At 66.6% G+C, this 26,227-nt stretch carries 24 protein-coding genes, 1 tRNA gene and 1 pseudogene; 11 read left to right on the top strand and 15 right to left on the bottom strand.

The window, feature by feature from the left end; all coding sequences use genetic code 11:
* Positions 1–116: 116 nt before the first annotated feature.
* Entirely contained in the window at positions 117–827 is a 711-nt protein-coding gene (locus tag AC3WJI_RS07750) for a nuclear transport factor 2 family protein (RefSeq protein WP_492756686.1), read from the bottom strand.
* Between the two features lie 212 nt (positions 828–1,039).
* Between AC3WJI_RS07750 and AC3WJI_RS07755 the strand changes: the two genes are divergently transcribed.
* From AC3WJI_RS07755 to AC3WJI_RS07770, 4 genes and pseudogenes are all read left to right on the top strand, one after another.
* Positions 1,040–3,787, top strand: coding sequence for a [protein-PII] uridylyltransferase (locus tag AC3WJI_RS07755; protein ID WP_492756687.1), 2,748 nt, complete (start codon positions 1,040–1,042; stop codon positions 3,785–3,787).
* A gap of 15 nt (positions 3,788–3,802) precedes the next feature.
* Positions 3,803–4,189: a VOC family protein gene (locus AC3WJI_RS07760; protein WP_492756688.1), complete on the top strand. Its 387-nt coding sequence runs from the start codon at positions 3,803–3,805 to the stop codon at positions 4,187–4,189.
* A gap of 44 nt (positions 4,190–4,233) precedes the next feature.
* The gene (locus AC3WJI_RS07765; protein ID WP_492756689.1) at positions 4,234–4,506 is read left to right on the top strand and encodes a ribbon-helix-helix domain-containing protein; all 273 of its coding nucleotides are present in this window, start codon (positions 4,234–4,236) and stop codon (positions 4,504–4,506) included.
* Positions 4,503–4,810 (top strand): annotated as a pseudogene (locus tag AC3WJI_RS07770) (type II toxin-antitoxin system RelE/ParE family toxin). The gene AC3WJI_RS07765 and the pseudogene AC3WJI_RS07770 overlap by 4 nt, the downstream one beginning before the upstream one ends.
* Positions 4,811–4,813: 3 nt before the next feature.
* On the opposite strand, the gene AC3WJI_RS07775 reads toward AC3WJI_RS07770, so the two are convergent.
* The 3 genes from AC3WJI_RS07775 to AC3WJI_RS07785 all read right to left on the bottom strand — a co-directional run bounded on the left by AC3WJI_RS07775 (position 4,814) and on the right by AC3WJI_RS07785 (position 6,833).
* Positions 4,814–5,644 (bottom strand): glycoside hydrolase family 16 protein, encoded by an 831-nt coding sequence (locus AC3WJI_RS07775; RefSeq protein ID WP_492756690.1) that lies wholly within the window; start codon positions 5,642–5,644, stop codon positions 4,814–4,816.
* Between the two features lie 32 nt (positions 5,645–5,676).
* Positions 5,677–6,210: a translation initiation factor IF-3 gene (gene infC, locus AC3WJI_RS07780; RefSeq protein ID WP_492756691.1), complete on the bottom strand. Its 534-nt coding sequence runs from the start codon at positions 6,208–6,210 to the stop codon at positions 5,677–5,679.
* Positions 6,211–6,392: 182 nt separating this feature from the next.
* Positions 6,393–6,833, bottom strand: coding sequence for an acetyltransferase (locus tag AC3WJI_RS07785; protein WP_492756692.1), 441 nt, complete (start codon positions 6,831–6,833; stop codon positions 6,393–6,395).
* Between the two features lie 151 nt (positions 6,834–6,984).
* Here AC3WJI_RS07785 and AC3WJI_RS07790 point away from each other — a divergent pair, with 151 nt between their 5' ends.
* Positions 6,985–7,800, top strand: a complete 816-nt coding sequence (locus AC3WJI_RS07790; RefSeq protein ID WP_492756693.1) for a TorF family putative porin — start codon at positions 6,985–6,987, stop codon at positions 7,798–7,800.
* Between the two features lie 139 nt (positions 7,801–7,939).
* Here AC3WJI_RS07790 and AC3WJI_RS07795 read toward each other — a convergent pair whose 3' ends face one another.
* From AC3WJI_RS07795 to thrS, 3 genes are read right to left on the bottom strand one after another with little or no spacing between them, the layout of a single operon-like run.
* Positions 7,940–9,079 carry a hypothetical protein gene (locus AC3WJI_RS07795; RefSeq protein ID WP_492756694.1) on the bottom strand — a complete coding sequence of 380 codons (1,140 nt, stop codon included), beginning with the start codon at positions 9,077–9,079 and terminating at the stop codon, positions 7,940–7,942.
* Between the two features lie 9 nt (positions 9,080–9,088).
* The gene (locus AC3WJI_RS07800; RefSeq protein WP_492756695.1) at positions 9,089–9,772 is read right to left on the bottom strand and encodes a helix-turn-helix domain-containing protein; all 684 of its coding nucleotides are present in this window, start codon (positions 9,770–9,772) and stop codon (positions 9,089–9,091) included.
* A 7-nt stretch (positions 9,773–9,779) separates the two neighbouring features.
* The gene (thrS, locus tag AC3WJI_RS07805; RefSeq protein ID WP_492756720.1) at positions 9,780–11,780 is read right to left on the bottom strand and encodes a threonine--tRNA ligase; all 2,001 of its coding nucleotides are present in this window, start codon (positions 11,778–11,780) and stop codon (positions 9,780–9,782) included.
* A gap of 160 nt (positions 11,781–11,940) precedes the next feature.
* Between thrS and AC3WJI_RS07810 the strand changes: the two genes are divergently transcribed.
* Complete coding sequence (locus AC3WJI_RS07810; protein ID WP_492756696.1) at positions 11,941–12,978, top strand: glycoside hydrolase family 43 protein; 1,038 nt, start codon at positions 11,941–11,943, stop codon at positions 12,976–12,978.
* Positions 12,979–13,062: 84 nt separating this feature from the next.
* Positions 13,063–13,311 (top strand): hypothetical protein, encoded by a 249-nt coding sequence (locus tag AC3WJI_RS07815; protein WP_492756697.1) that lies wholly within the window; start codon positions 13,063–13,065, stop codon positions 13,309–13,311.
* On the opposite strand, the gene AC3WJI_RS07820 is transcribed toward AC3WJI_RS07815, so the two are convergent.
* Together AC3WJI_RS07820 and AC3WJI_RS07825 are read right to left on the bottom strand one after the other, a co-directional pair.
* Positions 13,299–14,525: a S8 family serine peptidase gene (locus tag AC3WJI_RS07820; protein WP_492756698.1), complete on the bottom strand. Its 1,227-nt coding sequence runs from the start codon at positions 14,523–14,525 to the stop codon at positions 13,299–13,301. The two genes, AC3WJI_RS07815 and AC3WJI_RS07820, sit on opposite strands and share 13 nt — an antisense overlap.
* Positions 14,526–14,654: 129 nt before the next feature.
* Positions 14,655–15,473: an LD-carboxypeptidase gene (locus tag AC3WJI_RS07825; RefSeq protein ID WP_492756699.1), complete on the bottom strand. Its 819-nt coding sequence runs from the start codon at positions 15,471–15,473 to the stop codon at positions 14,655–14,657.
* 183 nt (positions 15,474–15,656) lie between these two features.
* Between AC3WJI_RS07825 and AC3WJI_RS07830 the strand changes: the two genes are divergently transcribed.
* The 3 genes from AC3WJI_RS07830 (at position 15,657) to AC3WJI_RS07840 (ending at position 17,762) form a co-directional block, all read left to right on the top strand.
* Positions 15,657–17,069: a UDP-N-acetylmuramate--L-alanine ligase gene (locus AC3WJI_RS07830; RefSeq protein ID WP_492756700.1), complete on the top strand. Its 1,413-nt coding sequence runs from the start codon at positions 15,657–15,659 to the stop codon at positions 17,067–17,069.
* Between the two features lie 67 nt (positions 17,070–17,136).
* Positions 17,137–17,559, top strand: a complete 423-nt coding sequence (locus AC3WJI_RS07835) for a hypothetical protein (protein WP_492756701.1) — start codon at positions 17,137–17,139, stop codon at positions 17,557–17,559.
* Positions 17,556–17,762 carry a helix-turn-helix transcriptional regulator gene (locus AC3WJI_RS07840; RefSeq protein WP_492756702.1) on the top strand — a complete coding sequence of 69 codons (207 nt, stop codon included), beginning with the start codon at positions 17,556–17,558 and terminating at the stop codon, positions 17,760–17,762. Before AC3WJI_RS07835 ends, AC3WJI_RS07840 begins: the two co-directional genes overlap by 4 nt.
* A gap of 69 nt (positions 17,763–17,831) precedes the next feature.
* Here the strand turns inward: AC3WJI_RS07840 and AC3WJI_RS07845 are convergent, their stop codons facing one another.
* Positions 17,832–18,764 (bottom strand): DUF2171 domain-containing protein, encoded by a 933-nt coding sequence (locus AC3WJI_RS07845; RefSeq protein ID WP_492756703.1) that lies wholly within the window; start codon positions 18,762–18,764, stop codon positions 17,832–17,834.
* Between the two features lie 221 nt (positions 18,765–18,985).
* Here AC3WJI_RS07845 and AC3WJI_RS07850 point away from each other — a divergent pair.
* Positions 18,986–19,061 (top strand) — tRNA-Ala (locus AC3WJI_RS07850).
* A 68-nt stretch (positions 19,062–19,129) separates the two neighbouring features.
* Here the strand turns inward: AC3WJI_RS07850 and AC3WJI_RS07855 are convergent.
* The 5 genes from AC3WJI_RS07855 to AC3WJI_RS07875 all read right to left on the bottom strand — a co-directional run bounded on the left by AC3WJI_RS07855 (position 19,130) and on the right by AC3WJI_RS07875 (position 25,990).
* A complete protein-coding gene (locus AC3WJI_RS07855) occupies positions 19,130–19,804 on the bottom strand; it encodes a hypothetical protein (RefSeq protein ID WP_492756704.1) in 675 nt (224 codons plus the stop codon).
* Between the two features lie 41 nt (positions 19,805–19,845).
* Positions 19,846–21,492: an FAD-dependent oxidoreductase gene (locus AC3WJI_RS07860; protein WP_492756705.1), complete on the bottom strand. Its 1,647-nt coding sequence runs from the start codon at positions 21,490–21,492 to the stop codon at positions 19,846–19,848.
* Positions 21,493–21,509: 17 nt separating this feature from the next.
* A complete protein-coding gene (locus tag AC3WJI_RS07865; protein ID WP_492756706.1) occupies positions 21,510–24,458 on the bottom strand; it encodes a TonB-dependent receptor in 2,949 nt (982 codons plus the stop codon).
* A 79-nt stretch (positions 24,459–24,537) separates the two neighbouring features.
* Positions 24,538–25,479, bottom strand: coding sequence for a FecR family protein (locus AC3WJI_RS07870; protein WP_492756707.1), 942 nt, complete (start codon positions 25,477–25,479; stop codon positions 24,538–24,540).
* Positions 25,463–25,990, bottom strand: coding sequence for an RNA polymerase sigma factor (locus AC3WJI_RS07875; protein WP_492756708.1), 528 nt, complete (start codon positions 25,988–25,990; stop codon positions 25,463–25,465). The genes AC3WJI_RS07870 and AC3WJI_RS07875 overlap by 17 nt, the downstream gene beginning before the upstream one ends.
* Positions 25,991–26,227: the final 237 nt, after the last annotated feature.

The raw sequence follows: 26,227 nt of genomic DNA on the forward strand, positions 1-26,227 counted from the left end.
CGCGCCGCGCGGCTTCTTCGAAGCCGCACCCCCTCACCCAGCTCCGACTAAGGCTCTTCGAGCCTAAGTCTGCGCAACCCTCTCCCCCTCCTGGGGAGAGGGAGAAGGATGATAGTCTAGGGTGTGGACGCCCGCGTCGCGGTCCACCACGGGCCCTCGCTTCCGATCCGCGTCATGCTGACCACCCGCCCGCCGCTCCGCGCGAAGCTGACCGTAGAGATCGCCCCGCTGCCGAACCGATCCGCGCCGATGGGCACCAGTGGGATCTCGGCGCCGGTGGCCCAGCGCAAGGTCAGCAGCCCGTCCTGCTCGACCAGCGCGAAGCCGTCGCGGTCGGGGATCGCGTAGCTGCCGAGGTAATCGGTCAGCGGCCCGGCATCGGCGCTCGGCGCGTCGCTGAGCAGGCTCGATTGCTGACGCAGCTGCCGCCAATGGCCGTGGTCGCGCAGAAAGGTGCCGGTACTGCGGTGCCAGGTGTCGCGCTTGAGCCGCGTATCGCGGAAGCGCACGATCGAGCTGCGCACCGCCACCGGGCCGACGATCTGGGTGCGCACGCCATATTCGCGGATCTCGGCGGTCTGGCGCGGCAGCTTGCCGCCGCGGACCAGCGCCAGCCAGGTCGCGCGCCGGTCGATCTGGCCAAAGCCGTGGAGCATCTCGAACTCGGGCAGAGTCAGCCGCTCCAGCACGGCGGCATCCTGCGCCTCCACCGCATGCTGAATCGCCTGGACGAGCGCCTCGACCGCGCGCGCGTCGTCAGACGCGGCGGCAGGCGCGACGATGCACATGGCGGTCGCCAGCGCTGCGATGCCCAGGCGCAAGTCCATCGCACGAGCATCTTCCTCGCCCGCCTTCTGTGCAAGCAGGATGTGCGGGAACAAGGCCCGGACCTCGTTTGCCCTGAGCTTATCGAAGGGCCGTTCTTCTTGCTGCGGAAGAAGAAAGAACGGTGCTTCGACAAGCTCAGCACGAACGGGAGGGGTGTCTGCTCGAATAACAGGCGGTAGCGCCCACGGCCGCACTCCCCTATCTCCGCCCCATGTCCTCGCGCTTCGATTCCGTCCCGCACCGCCGCGCGCTGATCGACCGGCGTGCCGTTGCCGAGCGTCTCGCCGCGTTGACCGCGACCGATGCAGCCGCGCTGCGCCAGGCGGGCACCACCGAGCTCAAGGCGGCGCTCGACGCCGGGCACGCCGAGATCGCGCGGCGCCTCGCCGAGCATCCCTCGCGTGGGCACGAAATGGCAGCGGCGGGCGCCTTCCTGATCGATCAGTTGCTGCGCCTACTCTGGGACTTCACCACCCAGCGGCTCCACCGCAATCCCAACCCCAGCGCCGCCGAGCGGCTGACCCTGATCGCCGTCGGCGGCTATGGCCGCGGCGAGATGGCGCCGCATTCGGATATCGATATCGGCTTCCTGACCCCCTGGAAGGTCACCGGTTGGTGCGAGCAGGTCATCGAATCGATGCTCTACTCGCTGTGGGACATGCAACTGAAGGTCGGGCATTCGTCGCGCTCGCTCGACGAGATGGTGCGCCAGGCCAAGGCCGACATCACGGTGCGCACCGCGCTGCTCGAGGCGCGCTATGTGTGGGGCGACATCGCGCTCTATGACGAGGCGGCGGCGCGCTTCAAGGCCGAGGTCCAGGCCGATACCGCGCGCGATTTCATCGCCCAGAAGCTCGCCGAGCGCGATGCGCGGCACCAGCGCATGGGCGACAGCCGCTATGTCGTCGAACCCAACGTCAAGGAAGGCAAGGGCGGATTGCGCGATCTCCACGCGCTGTTCTGGATCGGGAAGTACGCGTACAACGTCCGCGAGCCTGCCGAACTGGTCGAGGCGGGGTTGCTCACCCCGCAGGAATATCGTCAGTTCCGCCGCGCCGAGAATTTCCTCTGGGCGGTGCGCTGCCAGCTCCATCTGCTCACCGGGCGCGCCGAGGACCGGCTGACCTTCGACGTCCAGCCCGAGATCGCCAGCCGGATGCGCTATGCCGACCGGCCGGGCAAGTCGAAGGTCGAGCGCTTCATGCACTTCTACTTCCTGCAGGCGAAGGTGGTCGGCGACCTGACCGGCGTGTTCCTCGCGCATCTCGACGAGAAGTTCGCCGCGCGCGGCAGCCGCTTCGGCTTTCCGCGGCTGTTCAAGAGCCCGCGCAAGCTACACGGCTTCACGCTCGAGCGCAGTAGGCTGGCGCTGCCGCGCGACGGCTTCTTTCGCGAGGATCCGGTGCGGCTGATCGAGATCTTCCAGCTCGCCGATTTGCACGGATTGGAGATCCACCCGACCGCGATGCGCGCCGCGGCGCGCGATGCGCGGCTGGTCGACGATGTCCGCGACGATCCGCGCGCCAATGCGCTGTTCCTCGACGTGCTCACTTCGCCGCGTACGCCGGAGATGGTGCTGCGCTGGATGAACGAGGCGGGGGTGTTCGGCCGCTTCGTTCCCGACTTCGGCCGCGTCGTCGCGCAGATGCAGTTCGACATGTACCACCATTATACCGTCGACGAGCATTCGATTCGCGCGATCGGGCTGCTCAATCGGATCGAGAAAGGCGAGCTCAAGGAAGATCATCCCCTCGCCAGCGGCATCTTCGAGCAGGTCGCGCAGCGCCGCGCGCTCTATGTCGCGGTGCTGCTCCACGACATCGCCAAGGGCCGCGGCGGCGACCATTCAATCCTCGGCGCCGAAGTCGCCGAGCGGCTGTGCCCGCGGCTCGGTCTGAGTCCGGCCGAGACGGAAACGGTGGCGTGGCTGGTGCGCTGGCACCTGCTGATGTCGGCGACCGCGTTCAAGCGCGACCTCAGCGACTTCAAGACGATCCTCGACTTCACCGCGCAAGTGCAAAGTCCCGAGCGGCTGCGCATGCTGCTGCTGCTGACGATCGTCGACATCCGCGCGGTGGGACCGGGGGTGTGGAACAGCTGGAAGCGCCAATTGCTCACCAATCTGTTCGATTCGGCCGAGGAAGTGCTCCGCCTCGGGCACAAGCAGAAGGGGCGCAGCGAGCGCGTCGTCGCCAAGCAGGCGGACCTCGCGGCGCTGCTCGGCTGGAGCGAAGACCGCATGGCGGCGCTCAAGAAGCGGCTGACCGAGCCCTATTGGATCGCAGAGCCGCTCGACGTGCTCGAGCGCAACGCCCGGCAGATCGACGCGGCGGGGGACCAGCAATTGTCGATCGAGGCGCAGGTCTATCCCGACCGCGGCGCGACCCTGGTGACGGTCTATGCCTCGGACCATCCCGGGCTGTTCTACCGCATCGCCGGCGCGATCCACGTCGCCGGCGGCAACATCATCGACGCACGGATCCACACCACCCGCGACGGCATGGCGCTCGACAATTTCCTCGTCCAGGATCCGCTCGGCCGGCCTTTCGATGAGGCGGCACGGCTCAACCGGATCAAGACGAGCATCGCCGATTCGCTCGCGAACCGGTCGAAGCTGCAGGAGCGGCTCAAGACGCGGCCGCTGCCGCGGCTGCGCGCCGACGCCTTTCCGATCGAGCCGAACGTGCTGATCGACAACAAGGCGTCGAACCGCTTCACGGTGATCGAGGTCAACGCCCGCGACCGGCCGGCCCTGCTCTGCCATCTCGCCTATGCGCTGTTTCAGTCGAAGGTGACGATCCACTCGGCGCATGTCGCCACCTATGGCGAGCGCGCGGTGGATACCTTCTACCTGACCGATCTGATCGGTGATAAGATCGAGGCGGCGGCGCGCCTGAAGACGATCGAGCGGCGCCTGCTCGAAGCGGCGTCGGGGCAGGACATCGCCCAGGCCGCCTGACCAAGGGGGAAATCAATGCCGGTGATCGGATTGGGCGGCTTCTTCTTTCGTGCGCAGGACCCCGAGGGTCTGACTGCTTGGTACCGCGAGACGCTGGGCGTCGGCGGTGGCTGCGGCAAGGATGAGAATGGCGAGACCAGCGACTGGTTCTGGTATCCCGAGCCCGGCCCGGTGGTGTTCTCGCCCTTCGCCGCCTCGACCGACTATTTCGCCGCGGACAAGCAGGTGATGCTCAACTTCCGCGTGCGCGATCTCGACGGATTGCTCGAGCAGCTCAACGCGGCCGGGATCGCGATCACCACCAAGGACGAATGGGACACCCCCGAGACCGGCCGCTTCGCGCGGATCCACGATCCCGAGGGCAACCCGATCGAGCTTTGGGAGCCGCCGGCGGTCGGTTGAGACAGGGGGCGGGGCGTAGTATGTGGGCGTGAACGGAGCTTCAGATGAAGATCGAGCAATTCAATGTTCCGCTGCCTGAGGATCTGGCGAGCCGTATCCACGATGCTGTTGAAGCTGGCGATTACCCTTCGTCGAGCGATATCGTGCGGGAGGCTTTGCTCGAATGGGACCAAAAGCGAGCCTATGGCGGCTATTCAATCGAACGATTGCGTGCGTTGATCGCGGAAGGCGAGGCGAGCCCTGTGTCACCCTGGGAAGGGGCTGAAGCGATTATCGCCGAAGCGCGGCGCCGTGCCGATAGGTCGGCAAAGGCTTGAAAGCCTGGCGGCTTGCGCGAAGCGAGCAGGCTCGCCAGGATCTGATTGGCATTTGGGCGTATGTGGCTAATGACGATCCCGTCCAGGCGGACAAACTTCTATTCGCCTTGGAAACGCTTTTCGAGAAAACTGCAGATTTCCGCGGCTCGGTCGGCCGGTTGACGAGCTGAAGGATGGTTATCGGCTGCTTTCACGAGACCCTTATTTGTTATTCTATACAGTGGATGACGCCACCCACGAGGTGCGGCTTATGCGGGTCCTGCATGGTGCCCGAGATATGACTGCCGAATTGCGCGGAGATTAGAGTTCACTTCTTCTGCCACACCCGCACGTAATCGACTTCCATCGCCGCGGGGAATGCTGCGTCGTCGATTCCCTTCTGCCCGCCCCAGCCGCCGACCGCGACGTTGAGGATCAGATATTGCGGGGTGGCGAAGGGCCAGGTCGCCGGGCCGCGCTTATGGTCGTTGTCGAAGCGCATGTAGGACTGGCCGTCGACGCCGATCAGGATGCGGTCCGCGTTCCAGTCGAGCTGGTAGCTGTGGAAGGCGGTGCAGGCGTCGGGGACAAGCGCTTCCGCGCCCTTCTGACTCCTGGCGACATGGTTGTAGGCGGTGGTATGGACCGTGCCGTGGATGCGGCCGGGATCCCAGCCGACATGCTCCATGATGTCGATCTCGCCCATCGCCGGCCAGCCGCGGCTGCCGTCCGAGGCGAGCATCCAGATCGCCGGCCAGATGCCACGCCCGCACGGCAGCTTGGCACGCACTTCGAAGAAGCCGTATTTCCAAGCGGCGCGGCCGGCGGTGACGAGCTTGGCCGACGCATATTCCTGCCCGCCGAAATCGGGCCGGTCCGCGAGCCGCTCCCTGCGCGCGCTGAGGATCAGCCGGCCCTTCTCGACGCGGGCATTCTCGCGGCGTTCGGCGGCACAATATTGGCGCTCGTCATTGTACCAGCCGGCCTTGTTGCGGCTGGTGTCGTACGCCCATTTCTTCGGATCGGGCAGGCCGGGGCGATCGAACTCGTCGGCCCAGACCTGCACATAGCCTGCGGGGCGGGCGAGCCTCCCGTCGTTGCCGGCGGTGACCGGCGGGGACGCGACGGTCTGCGCAGCGGTCGCGCCCGGCAGCAGCACGGCGAGGGCCGCAAGCAGCCCTCGCCGGCAACTCACTTGGGCGAGATCACCATCAGCATCTGGCGACCTTCCATGCGCGGATAGCTCTCGATCTTGGCGATCTCGACGGTATCGTCCTGCACGCGCTTGAGCAGGATCATGCCGAGCTGGCCGTGCGAAAGCTCGCGACCGCGGAAGCGCAGGGTGATCTTGACCTTGTCGCCTTCGCCGATGAACTTGTGGATCGCCTTCATCTTCGTATCATAATCATGATCGTCGATGTTCGGACGCATCTTGATCTCCTTGATCTCCTGCGTCTTCTGCGACTTGCGCGCGATATTGGCCTTCTTCTGCGCCTCGTACTTGTACTTGCCGACGTCGAGGAACTTGGCGACGGGCGGATCGGCGTTGGGCGATACTTCGACGAGGTCGAGCCCGACCTCGCGCGCCTGCTCCATCGCCTCGCGCGTGTACATCACGCCGAGATTCTCGCCGTCCTGATCGATCACCCGGACCTTGGGTGACTGAATGAATTCATTGAAGCGCGGGCCGTTCATCGGCGGCGGAGCCAGAGGGCGCCGGGACATGGGAGGACGTATAAGGACTGCTCCTGTACTTGTTGATCACATCAATTGCTGCGGCAGGATAGCGCGCACACGCCAATCCGAACAGGGGAAGAACGCGCGAACCGCCGATTTGTGGCGTGCCGATGCGGAGACGCCACAGTTCAACATTGGGTGGCAGCCCGGTTTACGCAAGTCCGCGCCGCTCAGGCGCCGGCATAACGGAGATGAACGAGCGGATAGGGGCGTCCCTGCGGATCTGTTTCCGAGCGGCCGGTACGGACGAACCCGCGAGCTTCGTAAAAGGGCAGGGCGTTGCTTGCCTGCTCGCTGGCGTCGACGATCGCTCGCGGCGCTAGCCTCAGCGCCTGATCGAGCAACAGCGTGCCGATGCCCCGTCCGTGGACGGCCGGGTCGACGAACAAGGCGTCGATCATGTCGCCATCCATCACCAGGAACCCCAGCGCCTGATCGTCGGCATCGACGGCGAGCCACAGCGTCACATGGGGCAGGAAGTCGCGCGCGACCATAGCATCGATCTCGGCTCGATCCTCGGGTGTCAGAAAGCCGTGCGTCGCGTCGACCGCGGCGCGCCAGATTTCCAGCGCGCGCGGTACATCTTCGGGTCTTCCGTCGCGAACGCGCATCTTCCACTCCCTGGTTGCAGCAATACTTCGTTACACGCGGGCACGATTTCTTTCGATATCCAAGCCGAGTCGGAACGGAGCCTGCACGATCAGAGGCCGGCCCTATCCGCCCGCAGGGGACCACCGCCCATAACGAAAGGGGGAGTCCCACATGAAAACACGTCTCGCGCTTCTGATCCTGCTCGGCTCGGCAACGCCGGCCTTCGCGCAGGAAGAGCCACCGAAGGCAGTCACCGTTTCGGGCAGCGTCGCGCTTGTCTCCGACTATCGTTTCCGCGGTGTCTCGCAGACCGACGAGGAACTGGCGGTGCAGGGCGGACTCACGGTCAGCCACGAGAGCGGCGTCTATGCCGGCACCTGGGCGTCGAACCTCGCCGGCTGGGGCACCTTCGGCGGCGCCAATATGGAGCTCGACCTGTACGGCGGAGTCAAATTCCCGATCGGCGGCGGTGGAACGCTAGACGTCGGGCTGACCTGGTATATGTATCCGGGCGGCTTCTCGAATACCGACTTCGCCGAACCCTATGTCAAGCTGAGCGGCACGATCGGCCCGCTCACCGCGCTGGCCGGCGTGGCCTACGCGCCCAAGCAGGAAGCGCTCGGCAATTTCTCGGCTACGCCTGAGAGCAGCGGCCAGTCCGAAGACAATCTCTATCTCTGGGGCGATTTCGCCGCGGGCGTGAAGGGCACGCCGGTGACGCTCAAGGCGCATATCGGGCGCTCGGAAGGCAATCCCGGGCTCGGCCCCAACGGCACCAGCCTGGCGCCGACCGGCGAATATTGGGACTGGATGCTCGGCGCCGACCTGGCGATCGCCGGCACGCCGCTGACGCTCGGGGTGGCCTATACCGACACCGACATCAGCGCGCGCGAATCGGCCTATCTGCTGCCCAATTTCGCCTCGACCAAGGACGGATCGAGCATTGCAGGCAGCCAAGTGGTCTTCTCGGTAAGCGCGGCTTTCTAGGCCAATCCACTATCCTCCCCCGCAATGGGGAGGTGTCAGCGAAGCTGACGGAGGGGGAGGAACCACTGCGATCAGTGAGTCCTCCCCCGCCGCCGCCTTCGGCGCCACCTCCCCCTGGCGGGGGAGGATTGTAGACGAGCTAGCGCGGCGCGAGCGGCCAGAGCCGGTCCATCGGCCGCTCGAGCACCCGCGCTGCGACGGCGTGCAGATTGGTCGGCGCAAGCCGCCCGGTGCGGACGGCGCGATCGAGCCAGGCTTCGATCGCGCCGCCCCTGTCGACCCATTTGTCCTGGCGGAGCATGCCGTAGAGCCCGGCGGCGAGGACGTGGATGCCGTCGTCATTGTCGCGCCAGCGGTCGGCGGGGTTGCGCGCCACGCCGAGCCGTTCGCTGATCAACTGGTCGAGCGCCTGGACCAGGTCTTCGTTCAGATACCCGTCGAGGCTCGTATAGCCCCATTTGGCGTCATGCTCGCGGACGATGCGGGGGATCAGCGGATCCTTCGCCAGCACCGCGAGTGCCGCCTTGGCGACCGCGCCGTCCATCGGAACCGGCGGGTGAAGCATTTCGTGCGCGGCGTTGCGGACGGTGATCGTCAGATTCCAGTCGGCGGCCTGGAGGAAGGTCTGGCCCTGGACCTTGATGCCGTGCGGCTTGCAGAATTGGAGCAGCACGACCTCGATCTCGGGCTGGAAGTCGCGCCCGGTGACGCGTTGCTGGAGGCGGATGACATCGAAGGGTGCGAGGTCGCGCTGGAGCTGCGCCGCGCGCGCGGCGAGATCGCCGGTGCGCGCGTTGCGGAAGGCAGTGAAGCCGGCGTCGCGCATTGCGGTGAACACTGCGACCAGGCGCGGGGCGTTGGCGGTCAGCCATTTCCAGTCGGCTTCGTCCCAATAGGGCGTCTTCTCGAGGCTGGGACGGATGCGGGCTTCGGGATCGGCGAGCGCAGCGATGACGCCATCGATCGTCGAGACGTCGGTGCCGGAGATCTTGCTCGACAGGCCAGGGCCGAGCAGCCCGAAATTGCCGATGCCAGCATCTTTCCAGAGCGCCGCGATCTCGGCGCGGATCGGATCGGCGAGCGGAAAGGCCTTGGCATCCTCGGCGTAGAAATTCTGGTAGAGCGGCTCGCCCGACAGCGGCCCGAGAAAGGCGATCGCGTCATGCCCTTCCGAGCTCGTGACCTTCCAGCGCGTGATCGGCGTGGGCGGGATCTGGGCGAGCGCGCGGGGCGCGGCGAGGGTGCCGAGCGACGCGGCGAGGAAGAGGCGGCGGTCCATGCGCCCGGTCTAGCGGGCGGCGGCCCTGGCGGATTGAACGGACTTTGCCCTTAGCCGTGCGGGCGAATGGCCGGTCATCGCCACCACCGCGCGCGTAAGATGCGCCTGGTCGGCGAAGCCGTGCTCGGCGGCGAAGACGGCGAGGCTGCTTTGCCAGCTATCGAGCTCAAGCAAAGCGCGGCGCGTGCGCGCCTCGATCCGGTAGCGCTTGGGGCTGACGCCATAGGCGCGCGCGAAGCCTCGGCTGACCGAGGCAGGGTCGAGGCCCATCCCGTCTGCCCATCGCCCGAGCGAAACCGAAGGGTCCTCGCGCAGTGTCGCGGCGAGCAGATCGGGCCAATCGGCCGCGGGCGTCGCCGCCGGATGAAAGCTCTCCCGTACCAATTCGGCGGCCGCGAGCGGGTCGCGCTCCGCAAGCCGCGCGACGGCGTCGGGATCGGCGACGCTGCCCGCGCCGGCGAGACCGGGCAGGGTCGGAAGGTTGAGCACCCGCGCACCGCTGGCACCGAAGCGATCCTGATGCGTCGCCCAGCGATCGTGGATCACCACGCTGCCAGCCCGCGCGGTCAGGCGACCATCGTCGCCAGCCTCTTCATAGCCGCCGGCCAGCACCAATGCGACATAGCCCTCGGCATGGCGGTGCCGCGGCAGGCATTCGCCCGCCGCGTGGTGGCCGATGCCGCACGGGCTCACCGATCGCTCACTGCCCGCGCAGGTCCGGCGGAGTCGCCTCTTCGACTAGCTTGGCGACGATCTCGTCGAGGCTGAGCATCTGCTGGCCTTGGCTGCCGAGCACGCGCAGTGCGACGGTGCCCTCCTCGGCCTCGCGCTTGCCGACCACCAGCAAGTTGGGGACCTTGGCCACCGAATGCTCGCGCACCTTGTAGTTGATCTTCTCGTTGCGCAGGTCGGTCTCGACGCGGATGCCCGCCGCGGCGAGCTTCGCCGCGACCTGCTTGGCGTAATCGTCGGCGTCGGAGACGATCGTCGCGACGACCGCCTGCACCGGCGACAGCCAGAGCGGGAAGCGGCCGGCATGGTGCTCGATCAGGATCCCGATGAAGCGCTCGAACGTGCCGAGGATCGCGCGGTGGAGCATAACCGGGCGGTGGCGCTCGCCATCCTCGCCGACATAGGACGCGTCGAGACGCTCGGGCAGGACGGTGTCGGTCTGGATCGTGCCGACCTGCCAGGTGCGGCCGATCGCGTCGGTCAGGTGGAATTCGAGCTTGGGTGCGTAGAAGGCGCCTTCGCCGGGCAGCTCTTCCCAGCCATATTCCTCGGTGTCGCGGCCGGTGGCCTTGACCGCATCGCGCAGCGACTGCTCGGACCAGTCCCACATCTCCTCGCTGCCGAAGCGCTTGTCGGGGCGCAGCGCGAGCTTGATCGCGTATTTCTCGAAGCCGAGGTGGCTGTAGACGCTGTCGAGCAGGTCGCAGAATTTCTGCACTTCCTCGATCAACTGATCTTCGCGCACGAAGATATGTGCGTCGTCCTGGGTGAATTGCCGCACGCGCATGATGCCGTGCAGCGCGCCGTGGGGCTCGTTGCGGTGGCAGCAGCCGAACTCGGCGAGGCGGATCGGCAGGTCGCGATAGGATTTGATGCCCTGCTTGAACACCAGGATGTGCGCCGGGCAATTCATCGGCTTGAGCGCCATCAGGTCGCTCTTGCCCGAAAGGATCGGACCTTCCTCCTCGGGGTTCGGAATCTCGTCGGGGACGACGAACATGTTTTCGCGATACTTGCCCCAATGGCCGGACTGCTCCCATTGGCGCGAGTCCATCAGCTGCGGGGTCTTGATCTCTTCATAGCCCGCGGCATCGAGGCGACGGCGCATATAGGCCTCGAGCTGACGCCACAGGATGAAGCCCTTGGGGTGCCAGAACACCGAGCCCTGCGCCTCGGATTGAAGGTGGAACAGGTCCATCTCCTGGCCGATCTTGCGATGGTCGCGCTTTGCCGCTTCCTCGATCCGAGTCAGGTGCTCGTCGAGCTGCTTCTTGTTGAGCCAGCCGGTGCCGTAGATGCGGCTGAGCATCGCGTTGTTCTGGTCGCCGCGCCAGTAAGCGCCCGAGACGCGCGTGAGTTTGAAGGCGTTGGGATCGACCTTGCCGGTGGAGGCGAGATGCGGGCCACGGCACATGTCGAGCCAGGCGTCGTCCCCCTTGCCGGCGCGGTAGACGGTCAGTTCCTCGTCGCCGGGAAGCTCGGCGGCCCATTCAGCCTTGAAGGTCTCGCCCTGCGCCTTCCACCGCGCGATCAGATCCTCGCGGCTCCACACTTCGCGGATCAGCGGCTCGTTGGCGGCGATGATCTTGCGCATCTCGGCCTCGATCGCGGGCAGGTCCTCGTCGGTGAACGGGCGGTCCTTGGGCGCGAAGTCGTAATAGAAGCCATCATCGGTCGACGGGCCGAAGGTGATCTGCGTGCCGGGGAACAGCTTCTGCACCGCCTCGGCGAGGATGTGCGCATAATCGTGGCGGGCGAGCTCGAGCGCGTCCTTCTCGTCCTTCGACGTCACGAGCGCGAGCTGCGAATCGCCCTCGAACGGGCGGCCGATGTCGCGCAACTCGCCGTCGACGCGTGCGGCGAGCGCCGCCTTGGCAAGGCCCGGACCGATCGCCGCGGCGATGTCCGCCGGGGTAGTCCCCGGGGCTACCTCACGGACGGAACCGTCGGGCAGCGTGATACGGAACATCTCGGACACGGGATTGGCTTTCTGAGAGAGGTTGTGGAGCGGGGCTTATGCCCGCGCGCACGCGATATAGGCAAGCCGCGCCGAAACGGCCACGTCCAACGCCTCGGGAATTGTCCGATTAATGCTTGCACCGGACCCGGCTTTGCGGTTCACTCGCGGCATGGAGAGAGAGAATTCAGTCAGCCGGCGCGATGTCCTGGCCGCGGGAATCGCGCTTCCGATCGCCACGACGATCCCGGATGCGGCAGCGGCGAAAGGGGCCGTGCCGGTCAACCCGCTGGTCCGCCAGCGCGCGGACGCGCAGATTTCGCGAGTCGGCGACTGGTTCTATTTGACCGGATCGGTGCCCGAATATGACCGGCTGGTGCTGCGCCGGGCGAAGACGATCGCGGGGCTGAGCAATGCCGCGGAGATGGTGCTGTGGCGCCGTCCGGCGAGCGGCAAGATGGCCGGCTATATCTGGGCGCCCGAGGTCCATCAGATCGACGGGCGGTGGTACGTCTATTTCGCCGCCGGCGACGGCGACGACAAGTTCCGCATCCGCACCTATGTGATCGAAGGCGCGGGCGCCGACCCGATGGCGACGACCTGGAAGGTGCTCGGCCAGCTCGAGACGCCGTGGGACACCTTCACGCTCGACAGCACCAGCTTCGTCCACAAGGGCGTGCGCTATCTGTGCTGGGCGCAGAAGGAGCCCGGCATCGACACCAACAGCAACCTCTATCTCGCGCCGCTCAGGACTCCGACGACGCTTGCCGCGACACCCGCGCGGCTGACCGTGCCGACGCTCGACTGGGAAGTGCAGGGCTTCAAGGTCAACGAGGGGCCGGCCCTGCTGGCACGCAACGGCAAGCTGTTCCTGACCTATTCGGCGAGCGCCACCGACGCGCGCTATTGCCTGGGCATGCTCACCGCGGACGCCGATGCGGACATCATGAACCCGGCCTCGTGGCGCAAATCGCCGGTGCCGGTGTTCCGGACTTCGGAGAAGAACAAGGTCTATGGCCCCGGCCATAACAGCTTCGTCGTCGACGAAAACGGCCGCGACCTGCTCGTCTATCACGGCCGCGACTACCGGGACATCAAGGGCGACCCGCTGTTCGACCCCAACCGCGACACCCGCGTCCAGCCGATTCGCTATCGTGCCGACGGCACGCCCGACTTCGGCGAGCCGGTGAAGAATGGACCACTGCGGTGAGCGGGCCTCCCCCGGCGGTGCCGGGGGAGAACCCACTGGACTGCGCTATTGTGGAACGCGTTCGTCGAAGGGAGGCAATTGGACATGGCCCTCTTCACGAACGATCCCGACGCCGGGGATTTCGCCAAGGCGTTTCTTGAGTTCGAAAGGGCCGTGCCCTCCGATCACTCCGACGGTCCGCAATATTCGATCGATCCGCAGACCTGCTGCCGCGAGCGAACTCGCAATCGCATCGATTTCTCCGCGGTCTTTCACCTGAACCACGAAGTTCACGACCTGCTGGTCAGGCTCATCGTTCGTCATGCCCTGCATTTAGGGCGTCAGGGCGCTTGAACCAAGCCCGCACCGAAGTCGCGTGGGTTGCCGCCCTGCACCGGCCGTGCCGACGCGATGAGCTTATCCCATAGCGCTTGGCCGCGCAGCGCCGGATCGAACTCGGTCCACAGCGCCGCGATGCCCGCTACGTGCGGACACGCCATGCTGGTGCCGGAAAGCTTCTTGTAGTTTTGTGGTCGAGGCGTGGCGGAGAATATCCCGACGCCTGGCGCGGCCAGATCGACCCGGCCGATGCCGACGCTGCCGCACGAAAACGTGGCGACTCTTTCGTCGGCGCCCAGCGCGGCGACGGCCATGATCGACGGTGCATTGGCGGGCGAACCCACCGGCGCGATAAAACCCCATCGGCGGTCGCTTTCGTTTCCGGCTGCCGCGACGATCAGCGTACCGGCCGCCAAGGCGCGGGCCGCCACTTCCTCATAGAGCGGGTCATGGGGCTCATCGATCGCAACCGGACGGCCGAGCGACATTGAGACCACTGCGCAATCCTTGTTTATCGCCCATTCGATCCCGGCGATGATGTCGAGCTCGCGCCCGGCGCCCCGGTTGTTGAGCACCTTGCCGATGTAAAGGTCGGCAGCGCTGGCGACGCCATAGCGCGGCACGTTGTCCGAACGCGGCCGCCGGCCCGCCGCCGTGCCCGCAGTATGCGTGCCATGGCCCTGCACATCGTCGACGGTTTCGCCTGGCACGAAACTCTCGGTGACGATCTGGCGGCCGGCGAAATCGAGATGCCCAAGGTCGATTCCGGTATCCAGTACGGCGATCCGGACTCCCGAGCCGGTATAACGCGATTGCGCGACCTTGGTCGCGGTGAGCCCCCAGGTCTCCGCGACGGTGTCTTGCCAGGGGGGCGGCGCCTGAATCCCGAACATCCAGAATTCGGGACGCGTGTCTTCGACGACGTCTTCGGCCTGCAGCGCATTGGCGAGCGCGCCGGCACGTTCGATGCCGCCGCCGACCGCGGCGATCGGGAACCGATCGAGCAGCACGATCGAGTCCGAAGCGGCGGCCGAACGCACCGATGCTCCCAGCGAGCCGAATTCGGCCGCGCTGACCACAGGCTGCTGAGTAACGCGCCGCAACGTCTCCGCGGCCAAGGCGGGGTCGACGCCTTGCCTGAACTTGATCAGCCGACGCCCGGTGGGCTGCGGAGGCAGCGGAGACGGAGTCGGCTGCGCTTCGGGATGCGGGTTCTCTCGGGTTTCCATGCGAAAGCTCCTTTAATCGATTGCCGGTCGAGCGGCGTCATCGACGGTTAGGGCATTCGAGCCGGCTGCGTGCGTGACCGGCGTCACGCATCGAACGGATCTCCGAGAAAGGGCTCGCTAAGCGAGCGATCAAGCGACCCCGAACGGCACCACTCGGTTCAACTCGACATGGCCGATCTCGGCGCGACCGAGATACGGGACCTTCATGTCGCGGCACCAGCGCGCGATGATCTGCTCGATCGTCTCGCCAAAGTCGTTGCCGTTGTCGACCACCGCGCTGACCGCGCCGAGCCGCACCCCGGCGATGCCCTTGAGCTGGGTGGCGTGCGCCATCTGGAACAGCATGCGGTCGATCCGGTAGAGCGGTTCCTCGACTTCCTCGATCATCAGCACGTGATCAGCAAGGTCGGGCAGCCAGGGCGTGCCGATCATCGTGGTGAGGATCGAGAGATTGAACGCCGCGGCGGGGCGGCCGTCGGCAAGGCTCGGCTCGAGCGCACGGCGGTCCTTGTCGATCAGCCAGCCGAGCGCCCAGCCCGCGGCTTCCCCGGTATCGTTCTTGCCGATGCTGCTCGCCATCGAGGCGTGGACCGGATGGCCGATCCGCCGGGCGTAGAGCGCCCCCAGCAGGAAGCCCATGTCGGAAAAGCCGAGATAGGTCTTGCGCGCCGCCGCGGTGTTGAGCTGGGGCATCACCATGTCGAGGATGCGGTTCGAGCCATAGCCGCCACGCGCGAACCAGATCGCGTCGAAGGCGGGATCGTTGGCGAATTCGAGGAAGGCTGCAGCGCGCTGCGCATCGGTGCCGGCAAAATGGCCCGCCTCGTAATAGCATTGCTCGTGGAAGACGATGTCGTGATCGGGATAGGTCAGCGCCATGAACGCGGCCATGCGCAGCGAGCTCTCGCGAGTGACCGGTCTTGCTGGTGCGACGACGCCGATACGCATGAACCATCCCCGTTCGGCCTGCGCTTGTCGAAGGGCCGTTCTTCCTGTTTTCCGCCGTAAAAGAAAAAGCGGTGCTTCGACAAGCTCAGCATGAGCGGGAGCGGTTGGTCCTTCATTCGCCGAGTTGGGCGCTTGTCACGGGCCGCCTTGCCCCGATTTGCCAAACCGCCGATAGCCGGGGTCATGCAGCACGATAAACCTTATTTCTTCGTCGGCATCGGCGGCTCGGGCATGATGCCGCTGGCGATGATCGTGGCGGGGCAGGGCGCCACCGTTGCCGGATCGGACCGCAGCCTCGATGCCGGCCGGCTCCCCGCCAAGTTCGACGACCTGAAGCGCCGTGGCGCTGCGCTGTTCGCGCAGGACGGTAGCGGGATCACCTCGCCCGACCAGATCGTCGTTGCCTCCGCCGCGATCGAGGCGAGCGTGCCCGACATGGTCCGCGCCGCCGAACTCGGCAACGAGCGCATGACGCGCGCCGAGCTCAACGCGGCATTGTTCAACGCCGCGGCGCAATCGATCGGCGTCGCGGGGACGAGCGGCAAGTCGACCGTGACGGGCATGATCGGCTGGATCCTCCACGCGGTCGGGCGCGATCCGACGGTGATGAACGGCGCGGTGATGAAGAATTTCGTCTCCGCCGACGCGCCGTTCGCCAGCGCTTTGGTCGGCGCGGGCGACGCCTATGTCAGCGAAGTCGACGAGAGCGACGGCTCGATCGCGCTCTATTGGCCCAAGGTCGCGGTGCTCAACAATGTCAGCCTCGATCACATGCCGATGGCGCAGCTGATCGACCTGTTCGGCGCCTTCATCGCCAAGGCCGGCAAGGCGGTGGTCAATCTCGACAATGGCGAAGGCGCGGCGCTGGCGATGACCCTGCCGCGCGACCGCCTGACCAGCTTCGCGATCGAAGGCGAGGCCGACCTCGTCGCGCGCAACCTCGAGCAGCAGCGCTTCGGTGCGGCGTTCGACCTGCATGCGAATGGCGCGGCGCCGGTGCGCGTGACCTTGCAAGTGCCGGGGCGGCACAATGTCTCGAACGCGTTGGCGGCGCTGGGGGCGGTCATCGCGGCAGGGGTGCCGCTCGACCAGGCGATCGCCGCGATCGCGGGGTTCACCGGGCTCAAGCGGCGCTACGAGCTGGTTGGCGAGGCGGGCGGCGTCGCGGTGATCGACGATTTCGGGCACAATCCCGACAAGATCGCCGCGACGCTCGACACGCTCCACGCCTTTCCGGGGCGCCTGCTGTTGCTGTTCCAGCCGCACGGCTACGGCCCGCTCAAGGTGATGCGCAGCGAACTGGTCGCGATGTTCGCATCGAAGCTCGGCGCCGACGACGTGCTCCTGCTGCCCGACCCGGTCTATCAGGGCGGCACCGTCACGCGCGAAGTGACCAGCGCCGACATCGTCGCCGAGATCGCCGGGGCGGGGCGCCAGGCACTGCATATCCCCGATCGCGAGGCCGCCGCAGCCCATCTTGCCGCCACCGCCAAACCCGGCGACCGGATCGTGGTGATGGGCGCGCGCGACGACACGCTCAGCCTGCTGGCGCGAAAGATACTCGACGATGTGACAAGCTTGCACGTCTCTATGTAATGTAAGCTTGACATCGAGCTAAGGTTACGTAAAGCTTCCTTTACTGATTGGGAAGGGAGCCTGACACATGACCAAGGCCTTCGCTGCTGGGCGTCGCTATAATCGGCGGCTGATACCCATGATGCTCGTCTACTGCCTCGTGTTGATCGCCTGCGTCTGGGCGATCAGGCACTTGCATCCGACCGGTGCCGTGCTCGTCGTGCTTTCGACGCTGCCGGCGTTGCCGATCCTCGCCGCGATCGCGATCACGGGGCTGTATCTGGTCGAGGAGACCGACGAGTTCCTGCGCCAGCGCAGCGCGACCTGCATGCTGTTCGGGACGGCGATGCTGCTGGCATGGGTGACCATCTATGGTTTGCTGGTCAACGGCGGCGCGGTGGCGCCCAGCGCCGAGATGGGGCTGTGGGGCTTTCCCTTGTGGTGCGCCGCCTGGGGCATCGCGCAGTGCGTGCTCGGGCTGCGCGATCACCTGGCGGAGCGCCGCGCATGAAGAACCGCCTTCGCGTGCTGCGCGCCGAGCGGGCGTGGAGCCAGCAGGACCTGGCGGAGCGGCTCGAAGTGTCGCGCCAGAGCGTCAATGCGATCGAGACCGGGCGCTACGATCCCTCGCTGCCGCTCGCCTTCAGGATCGCCGATCTGTTCGAAATGGCGATCGAGGACATCTTCGCCAATCCGGCGCGCGAAGCCGAGTGACGCGCAGCGGCGGAGTGCGGACGCGAGCGGGCCGAGGGAGACTCCCCCGGCCCGACGCGGCGCCTCCGGTCAATACGTGCCGGAGAAGCTGCGGTTGAGGTTGCGGTCGCTGGACCAACTCTGACGGTCGTCGTCGCGGCCTTCGTCGCCGAACAATGCGCCCGATCGATCCTCGTCGCGCCAATGCGCCTTTGCTTCGTCCGCGGTCTTGCGCAGCGTCACGCGTTCGTCGACCGTCTGGATCCAGCGCGAGGGGATCGAATGGTGATGGCCGCCCGCATCGCCGTCGCTCTTGGTCAGCAGGATGCGGTCGCCGCGGACCTTGTCGACCGTGCCGACATGGCTGCCGTCGGAGCCGAGCACTTCCATGTGCTCGCGCACCTGGTTCAGCGAGTCGCGCTGGCCCTGGCGTTCGGTGCGCCAGCTAGTGAACTCGTTGTGGAAGCGCTGCGAATTCTCGCGCTGATACTCGTCATAGTCGCGATCGAGTTCGGCGATGCGCTGGCGCCGCCACGCGTGATAATGCGAGTCGCCGGCGCCGCCGCGGCTACGCTCGCTCTGGCCGGCCGCCGCGTCGTAGCGCTGGTCGCGCTCGCGGCGGCGCTCGGCATCCTCGTCGCCGAACCACGAACGGATCTCGTCGCCGGCGCGTTCGAAGAAGCCGCGATCCTCGTCGTAGCGGCCGCGGCTCCGGTCCTGGCTCCGGTGATAGCCGCGCTCGCCATAGCCGCTGCGCTGGCTGGCCGACCCGCTCGAATATGAGTCCGAACGACCCTGGTCCCAGCCGCCGCTTTGGCCGCGATAGTCGCGACCGCGATCATCATCGGACCAGTTGCGCGTGGTGGGGCTGCCGCGGTCGCGCTGCTGTTCGCTGGCAGCGGCATAATCGCGGGCGCTGGAATAGGTGTAGTCGCGGCCCGAACCGTAATCCTGCGAATAGTCCTGCGGGCTGCCGCGGCCATATTGGTCGCGCGGGCCGTAGCTGCGGTTGCGATCGTCCATGTGCGTCTCTCCTGCTCGTCGGAAGGGCGCTGCCAGTCGAATATGCCGGCGCGCCCGCCATGCGATTCAGCGCCACGCGGCCCGTTCGGTTCCACATCTCATCGAATCGGCGAGCCGTTGGCCGCGCACGCGGCGCCGCCCGTCCCGGCGCGTCAACCGGTTGCATCGCGGATCGCGTCTCGCTAAGGGGTTCGCCTCCCGGCGCAGCCGGGGTCGGCGGCGGGGCTGTAGCTCAGATGGGAGAGCGCTGCAATCGCACTGCAGAGGTCAGGGGTTCGATTCCCCTCAGCTCCACCAGCCGCCCTAAGTGCTCGACATTTGCGCTGATGTTACCGAGGATCGGCCGTTCTCGCGGGTGAGCGGGCCTATGACGCAGGAACGAGGCTCCGCCAGCGCGCGTCGAGCTTCGATGGCGCGCTTTCCGGCTTGACCCGCGCGACCAACGAAATGCCGCGCAGCGTGACGCTGTGCCCGCTGAGCAGGCGGCCGCTCACGGTGTATCCGACATCGTAGAGCGCCGTATCTTCGTGCGGGACGCCGTTGGCGAGGAAGCGCGTGCTGATCACCACCGGCAGCCGCTCGTCGCCGCGGCTGTCGTCGGGCAGGTGCGCCGCTTCGCGCGCCCGGGTCAGCGCGCTTTCGAACCATTTGGCTTCGATGCGGGGCTCGCCGGTGGTTTCGACCGGAGCTACCTTCAACGCGCTGGGGAATTGGATCTTTTGGCTTTGGACGGACTGTTCGGCGGAGGTGGGCCGCAGCGCAAGCGCGCGCTTGCCGCTGTCGCCGGCGACGAGCACCAAAGTCGCCGCGCCGGCCGACGCTTGTTTGGCTTCCGCGCTCTTTGCCGCCTTGCTCTCGCTTCGCTCGCTCCAGCTATTCCACAAAGTCAGCGCCGAGATCACGACGGCAATGACCGCCAGGACTTCGCCCAGGGTGATCCAGCGGCGGCGGATCGCCGCTGCCTCGGCGGCGCGTTGCTCGGCGGGGCTGTCGGGCTTTGCCGGTTCGACGGCGCGTTCTTCGGATGGATCTTCGCTCACCACGCCGTTCCATCACCTGCCGGAGGCGGGGTCAAGCGGAGCTAGTAGGCCAGGGCCAGGATCTGCTGCTCGGATCGCAGCAACGCCTCGAGCTTTGCATAGTCGACATCCTGGACGGCGACGCCATCCTCGATCGCCAGCGAAGCGGCGGCGGCGGCCGACTGGCCGAGGATCATGAACACCGGTTCCATCCGGATCGAGCCGTATGCGATATGCGATGCCGATAGCGCGACCGGAGTGAGCAGGTTGGTCGCCTCGCGCCGCTTCGCCACGATGGCGTCGTAGCTGATCGGATAGGCGCGGCCGGGGCTGATCTCGATATTGCCTTCGTTGCGCGCGAAGCCGCTTGCGTCGACGATACGCTGCACGTTGTGCGAGTCCATGTTGTACGACCCCATGCCGATCGGTCGCGGCGTCGCTCGGGTGCCGCGCAGATGCGGCTCGGCCATCACGAAGTCGGAGACCATGCGGCGCGCCTCGCGCACGTACATCTCGCGCGGCCAATGGCCGTTGCGGGTGAACTCGTCCTTGCACAGGCCCCATTTCGACATTTCGGCGCGGGTTTCGGCAGGGACGCCGGGATCGTTGGCCATGAACCACAACAGGCCTTGCTGATAGGTCGTGTGTTCGCGTGCGATCGCGGCGCGCTCGGCGTCGCTGCCCTCGGGATAGCGATAGTTCATGCCGATATTGTCGAACGAGAAGGCGCCGAAATTGTTGGTGTCGGTCTTGCCGTTGGGGATGCGGTCGAACTTTCGGAAGAAGTCGCGATAGCCGGCATCCATATACCGCTGGAGCAGGATGTACTGGCCGGCGTCATAGCCCTTGGGCCGTGGCAGGGGGACGCGGTTCGCGGCTACGTCGGTCAGGCACATGCGGTAGGTATAGGCCTGGATCTTGGTGTCGGCGCTGCCGTCCGGGGCGGGGCGTTTGGCGCTGATCCGCGGGAGGAGTCCGCTCGCGGGATCGCCGGGGACGCGATACGGGTCCACGTCGAGCGTGAATTGATGATTGGTGGTGTTGCGCAGCTGCACGCCGTTGAGCGTCTCGCCATAGGTCGCATTGGCTTCGCGCCCGACGGTGAAGCTGACGCCGGCGCCGGCCATCAGATCGCCCTCATAGGTCGCATCGATGAACACCGTGCCTTCGAAGCGCTGGCCCGAGCGCGCGCGGAAGGCCGTGATGCGGCTGCCCGCCTTCTCGACCGCGCCGCGCGTGCGATCGAGCGGCTGATTGCGTACCACCGTGACGCCCGCCTCGCGCACCCAATCCTCGAAGATGCGCTCGCCGACCTTGGGCTCGAACTGCCACATCGCGTCGCCGTCGACAAAGTTCTCGGCCCGCGCCGGCCGCGGCGCATAGGTCCAGGCCTTGGGATCATCATAGTGGCGCTTGACCTTGCGGTAGAAGTCGAGCGCCAGCCCGCCGATCGCGCGGTGGTTGCCGGTATCCGACCAGCCGAGGCCGTTGGTCGACATGCCACCGAGATAGTCCTCGCGGCACACCAGCAGCACCGATCGACCCCGCCGGCGCGCTTCGATCGCCGCGATCACTCCGCCCGAGGTGCAGCCATAGACGACGATATCGGCGCGCTTCGGCGGGCTTGGCCGGGCGGCTGCGGGCGCCATCGCCAGCGGGAAGAGGCAGGTCGCTGCGGCGAGCGCGTGGCGGAGTTTGCTGCGGGTCATGGCTGGTTCCGATCTGCTCAGAAGCTCGCGGCGACGCCGAAAAAGATGCGGCGGTCTTCGCGCGCAGAGAAGGTCAGCCGGTCGGGCTCGCCGAGATACTGGCGGTCGATCGCCTTGGTGAGGTTGATCCCCTCGACCGTGAGCCGCAGGTTCGGCGTCAGACTGATCTGCGCCGAAGCGTCGAGCTGGCCCCGTCCCGAGACATAGGTGTTGCCGCCGCTCGCCGCCCCGCCGACGCTGTTCAGATATTTGCTGCGATACGTATACGCCCCTCGCAGCGACACGATTTTGTCCTCGTAATAGCCGACCAGCGTGTAGCTGTCGCGTGACAGGCCGGGCAGCGGCAGGCGCGCGCCGGTGATGGAATCGGTGAGTGGGGTCCGGCTGTCGACATAGGTGTAGTTGGCTTGGATGCCGAGATTGTCGAAGGGCGCCGGCAGGAAGCGGAATGCGTGCTGATAGGCCAGTTCGAAACCCTGGATCGTGCCGTCGCTGCCGTTTTGCGGCTGCGAGATGTCGAACAGGCCGAAACGCTCCGAAAAGCCGGGGACGAACTCGCGGCTCACCGTGGTCACGGTGAAGGAATCGACCTTCTTGTAGAAGGCCGCAGCGGTCAGCGAACTCGCCGGCGCGAAATACCATTCGAGCGTGGCATCGGCCTGCTTCGCCTCGAACGGCTGCAGGTTGGGATTACCGCGCGACCCCGTCATCGAGACGGTGTTGGGGACGAAGCTGGCGCTGACCTGGCTTAGGCTGGGCCGCGACACGACCTTCGCGGCGGCGAGGCGCAAGGTGAGGTCTTCGCTGAAATCCAGCGAGAGGTTGGCGCTCGGCAGCCAATAGCCGAAATCGGCCTTGATCACGTTGGTGGCGGTCGGCGACAGATAGCCCAAGGTCGCGCGTGCGGTGTCGATGTAGCGCAGGCCCGCGTTGCCGGTGTAGCGCATCCCGCCCAGGCTGCCCTTGAAGTTCACCTTCGCATAGACGCCGAGCGTTTCCTCGGTGACGTCCTTGATCGAGGTCGGCCCGACGGTGATCCTGGTATCGAAGGGATTGGGCGCGACGAGCCCGAGGCCGTCGCGCGCCGCGCCCTTGTCGAGCGTGCCGCCAAGCAGGTCGCGCGGGAAATCACCCTCTACGCCGGGGAAGAAGCTGCCGTAATCCTTGCCATAGCTAAGCCCGGGAAGCTCATCCACGGTGAGGATGCCGTCGCCGTTGCGGTCGCCCGCGGCAAGCAGGCTGGCGGCGACGGGCAGGTTCTGCGGATCGGCGGCGAGGAGCTCGACACGCTCGTAGCGCATCCCCGCCTCGACCGATGAGAGCGGACCCCATTCGGTCTGGTATTCCCAATCGAGCCGCGCGTCATAGCCCTTGTTGTCGGTCACCGCGTCATAGTCGAAGATCGACAGCAATTGGTATCGCGACGGATCGTTCGGGTTGAAATTGGCGTCGAGCGACAGATTGGGCACGGCATTGCCGGGGCGGAAATCATAGCTGGCGTTGGCGACGTTTCCCGCGCGCGGCACGACGACATAGGCGAAGGATGCGCCCGGCCCGCCGTCGCTGCCCTTGCCGCGGCTGTACGACATGTCGAGGCGCACCCGCGCGCGATCCTCCCCCCATTTCACCGATCCGCCGAGCAGCGTCGATCGGAGGTCGGTGGGTTCGTCGTAGATCAGGGGGCGGACGGTGACGCCGGCAAAGGTCCCGGCGACGACGGTGCCCTTGTCGTTGATCGTCGCGTCGGTGTCGTTGTTGTTGAACAGCACCTGGTAATTGACGCTGTTCCGCTGTCGCTTGAGGTGATTGTAGGTCGCGTCGAGGATGATCTCGAGCGTGTCGGTGGGGCGCCATTGCGCGGTGCCGTTCAGCGTCAGCCGCTGCTCGGCGCGGTCGAACAGGCGCGCCATGAAGCGGTTGGGACGAAACAGGCCGGGATCGTCGATGCCGTCGCCATTACCGTCGATCGCGTTGGTCTGCGTCCATCCGCCGGCCTCGAACGAATAGCCGAGCGTCCGCGTGTCCGAATAGGCGACGCTGGCGAGCAGGCCGAAGCGTTCGCTGAGCTTCTTCGACACCAGTGCCGATCCGCGATAGCCGACATGGTCGGCCTGGTCGGCATAAGCGCCCTGGAGGCGTCCCGCCACGACGAGGTCGGCAAGCTCCAGCGGGCGCTTGGTCCGCAGATTGACCGTCGCACCGAGGGCACCCTCGGGCATGTCGGCGGTCGGCGATTTGACCACCACGATCGACGACAGGATCTCCGGGCTGATCGTCTCCAGCGCGGCGTTGCCGCCATTGCCCGGGCCGACGAAGTTGCGGCCGTTGATCTCGAGCCGGTTCTGCGAGATCCCGCGGATGGTGAAATTGGAGCCGTCGCCCTCGCGCCGGCTGATCTGGACGCCGGTCACGCGGCTCATCGATTCGGCGACGTTCTGGTCGGGAAGCTTGCCGATGTCCTGCGCGGTGATGACGTCGACGATCGAACCCGCTGCACGTTTGACGTTGATCGATTCCTGCAGCGACGCACGGATGCCGGTGACGACGATCTCTCCGTCGCCGGTCTCGGGAGGCGAGTCCGGTGCCTGCTCCGGCATATCCTGCGCCAGCGTGCGCGGAGCCGCGGGCGCAACGACCTCGGCCCGCGCCGTCATTGCCGATCGGCGCTTGAGGACAATCGCATTGCCTACGGTCACCGGCATCAGATCGGTGCCCGACAAGAGTATCCGGAGCGCCGCGGCGACATCCATCGAGCCCTTGATGCGATTTACCGTTACGCCCTCGGTGATCGGGCCGGACGCGAGGATCTGGATGCCGGCCTGGTGCGCGAACAGCGGGATGCCGGTTCGCGCGGGCTGCGCGGCAACGTCGAAGCGCCGGATCTGGGCGGCGGACTCGGCGGGAAAAGCGATGCCACACACGATCGCGGCGGCACTGCCCAGCCAATGGATACGCGCAAATGTCATTCGATCCTCCCCGGATTTTATCGGGCGCCCTGTTGCCGGTACGCTCTCGTCAACAAGAGTCCGCGCCGGCGCGTTTCCGTCAGGGCCGGGGCACGTTTTTGCGCGAGAGCCGGATTTCGGTAGGCGTGCTGGTGACCGCGACGTCGAGCGAGGCGCGCAGCGATTCGGCGAAGACCTCCGGGCTGTCGATCTGGAAGAGCCCGACCAGCCGTTCGTCGGCCAGGGCCCGGTCCGCGATCACCAATTGCTGGCGATTGTAGCGATTGAATTTCGCAACCGCGCTCGCCAGCGTCTCGTTCTCCAGCGAGATCTCGCCGCTGCGCCACGCCAGCGACCGCTCGATCGCGGCGGGCGCGGTTCCCGTCTTCGGCGCTGCCTCGCCCGGACGGAATGTGGCGAACTGGCCCGCTTCGAGGATGGTCATGCTGCCACTGGCGTCGCTGGCCCAGACCGCCACGGTGCCTTCGGTGACGGCTACTTCCACGCCGGCATCGGCGCGGCGCACCGAAAAGGCGGTTCCCACCGCGCGCGCCTGGGCGATGCCCGCATCCACGACGAACGGGCGCTTGCGGTCCTTGGCGACCTGGAACCAGACTTGGCCCTTGCGCAGCGCGATACGGCGGCTGTCCTCGGCCATCACGACGCGCAATTCACTGCTCGTGTCGATCGTCGCGACCGAACCGTCTTCGAGGGGCAACCTTCGAATCTCGCCGCGGGCGGTGGTCACGTTCTCGCCCATGAGCCGCGGCCACCCGACGACGCCCGCAATCGCCGCGGCCACCGCGCCGCCGACACCCGCCAGCAGCCAGCGCCGGGTCGGGGCGGGCGCGGGAAGGGCACGTGACGGTGCGTCGGGGGCGAGGGCGTGGTCGATCACACTCAACGCCGCCTGCGCACGCAGCAGCGCGCCGGCGTGACGGCGATCCTGGGCCAGCCACGCTTCGAGTTCGGCTTGCCCCGACGCATCGAGGGGATGGCGCAGTGCCCATGCGGCGGCGTCCTGCTCAGCGCGATCGTGCATGCGCGACGCCTTCCGTGGATTGCGTGCCCGGCTCGGTCATCAGCTTTAGAACCGCGCGCAGGCTCCGGCTCGCCTCATTCTCGACGATCGTCTCGCTGACCCCCAGGGTCTGGGCGATCTCCTTCTGCGACAGACCCTCCACCTTGCGCATCACGAAGATCCGCCGCGCCCGATCGGAAAGCGTGGCGAGTGCCGCTTGCACGCGGCCGAGCTCCTCGCGCGCGGCGGCGATCCTCTCGGGGGAGGGCAGGTCGCTCGCCCATTGGTCGTCGATCGTGTCGGTCATCGCTTCGATCCGGACCACCCGGGCGCGCTTTCGCTGCCGCTGCGCGAGGTTGCGTGCCATCGTGAAGAGATAGGCGCGCGGCAACGTCACGTGCGCGACGTCGTGCAGCTGCGCGAGGCGGCAGTAACATTCCTGCACGATATCCTCCACGTCCGCAGGGGCGACGAGCCGCCGCTGCAGCCAAATCCGCAAGTCGCGTTCGTGCGGCAGGATCTCGCGTCCCACCCATTCGGCCAGCGCTTGGCGTTCCGTAGGTCCTCTCCTCTACCTCTACGAGACTCGCGGATATGGTTTCCGTCAACTGCGGTGCAGATTTGTGACGCGACCCGGGGGATAGAACGTTCCGCGCGTCACGAACCTGTCACGGCGCAGGAGCTATGGGCTCGCGCTTTCCCCACCATGCACGGTTGGGAAAGCGGTTTTCCCCGGCGGTCACCACGGTGCGATCGCCCGACGTGGCCA

The sequence above is a fragment of the Sphingomonas sp. FW306-1B-B10E genome (genome assembly GCF_058782005.1).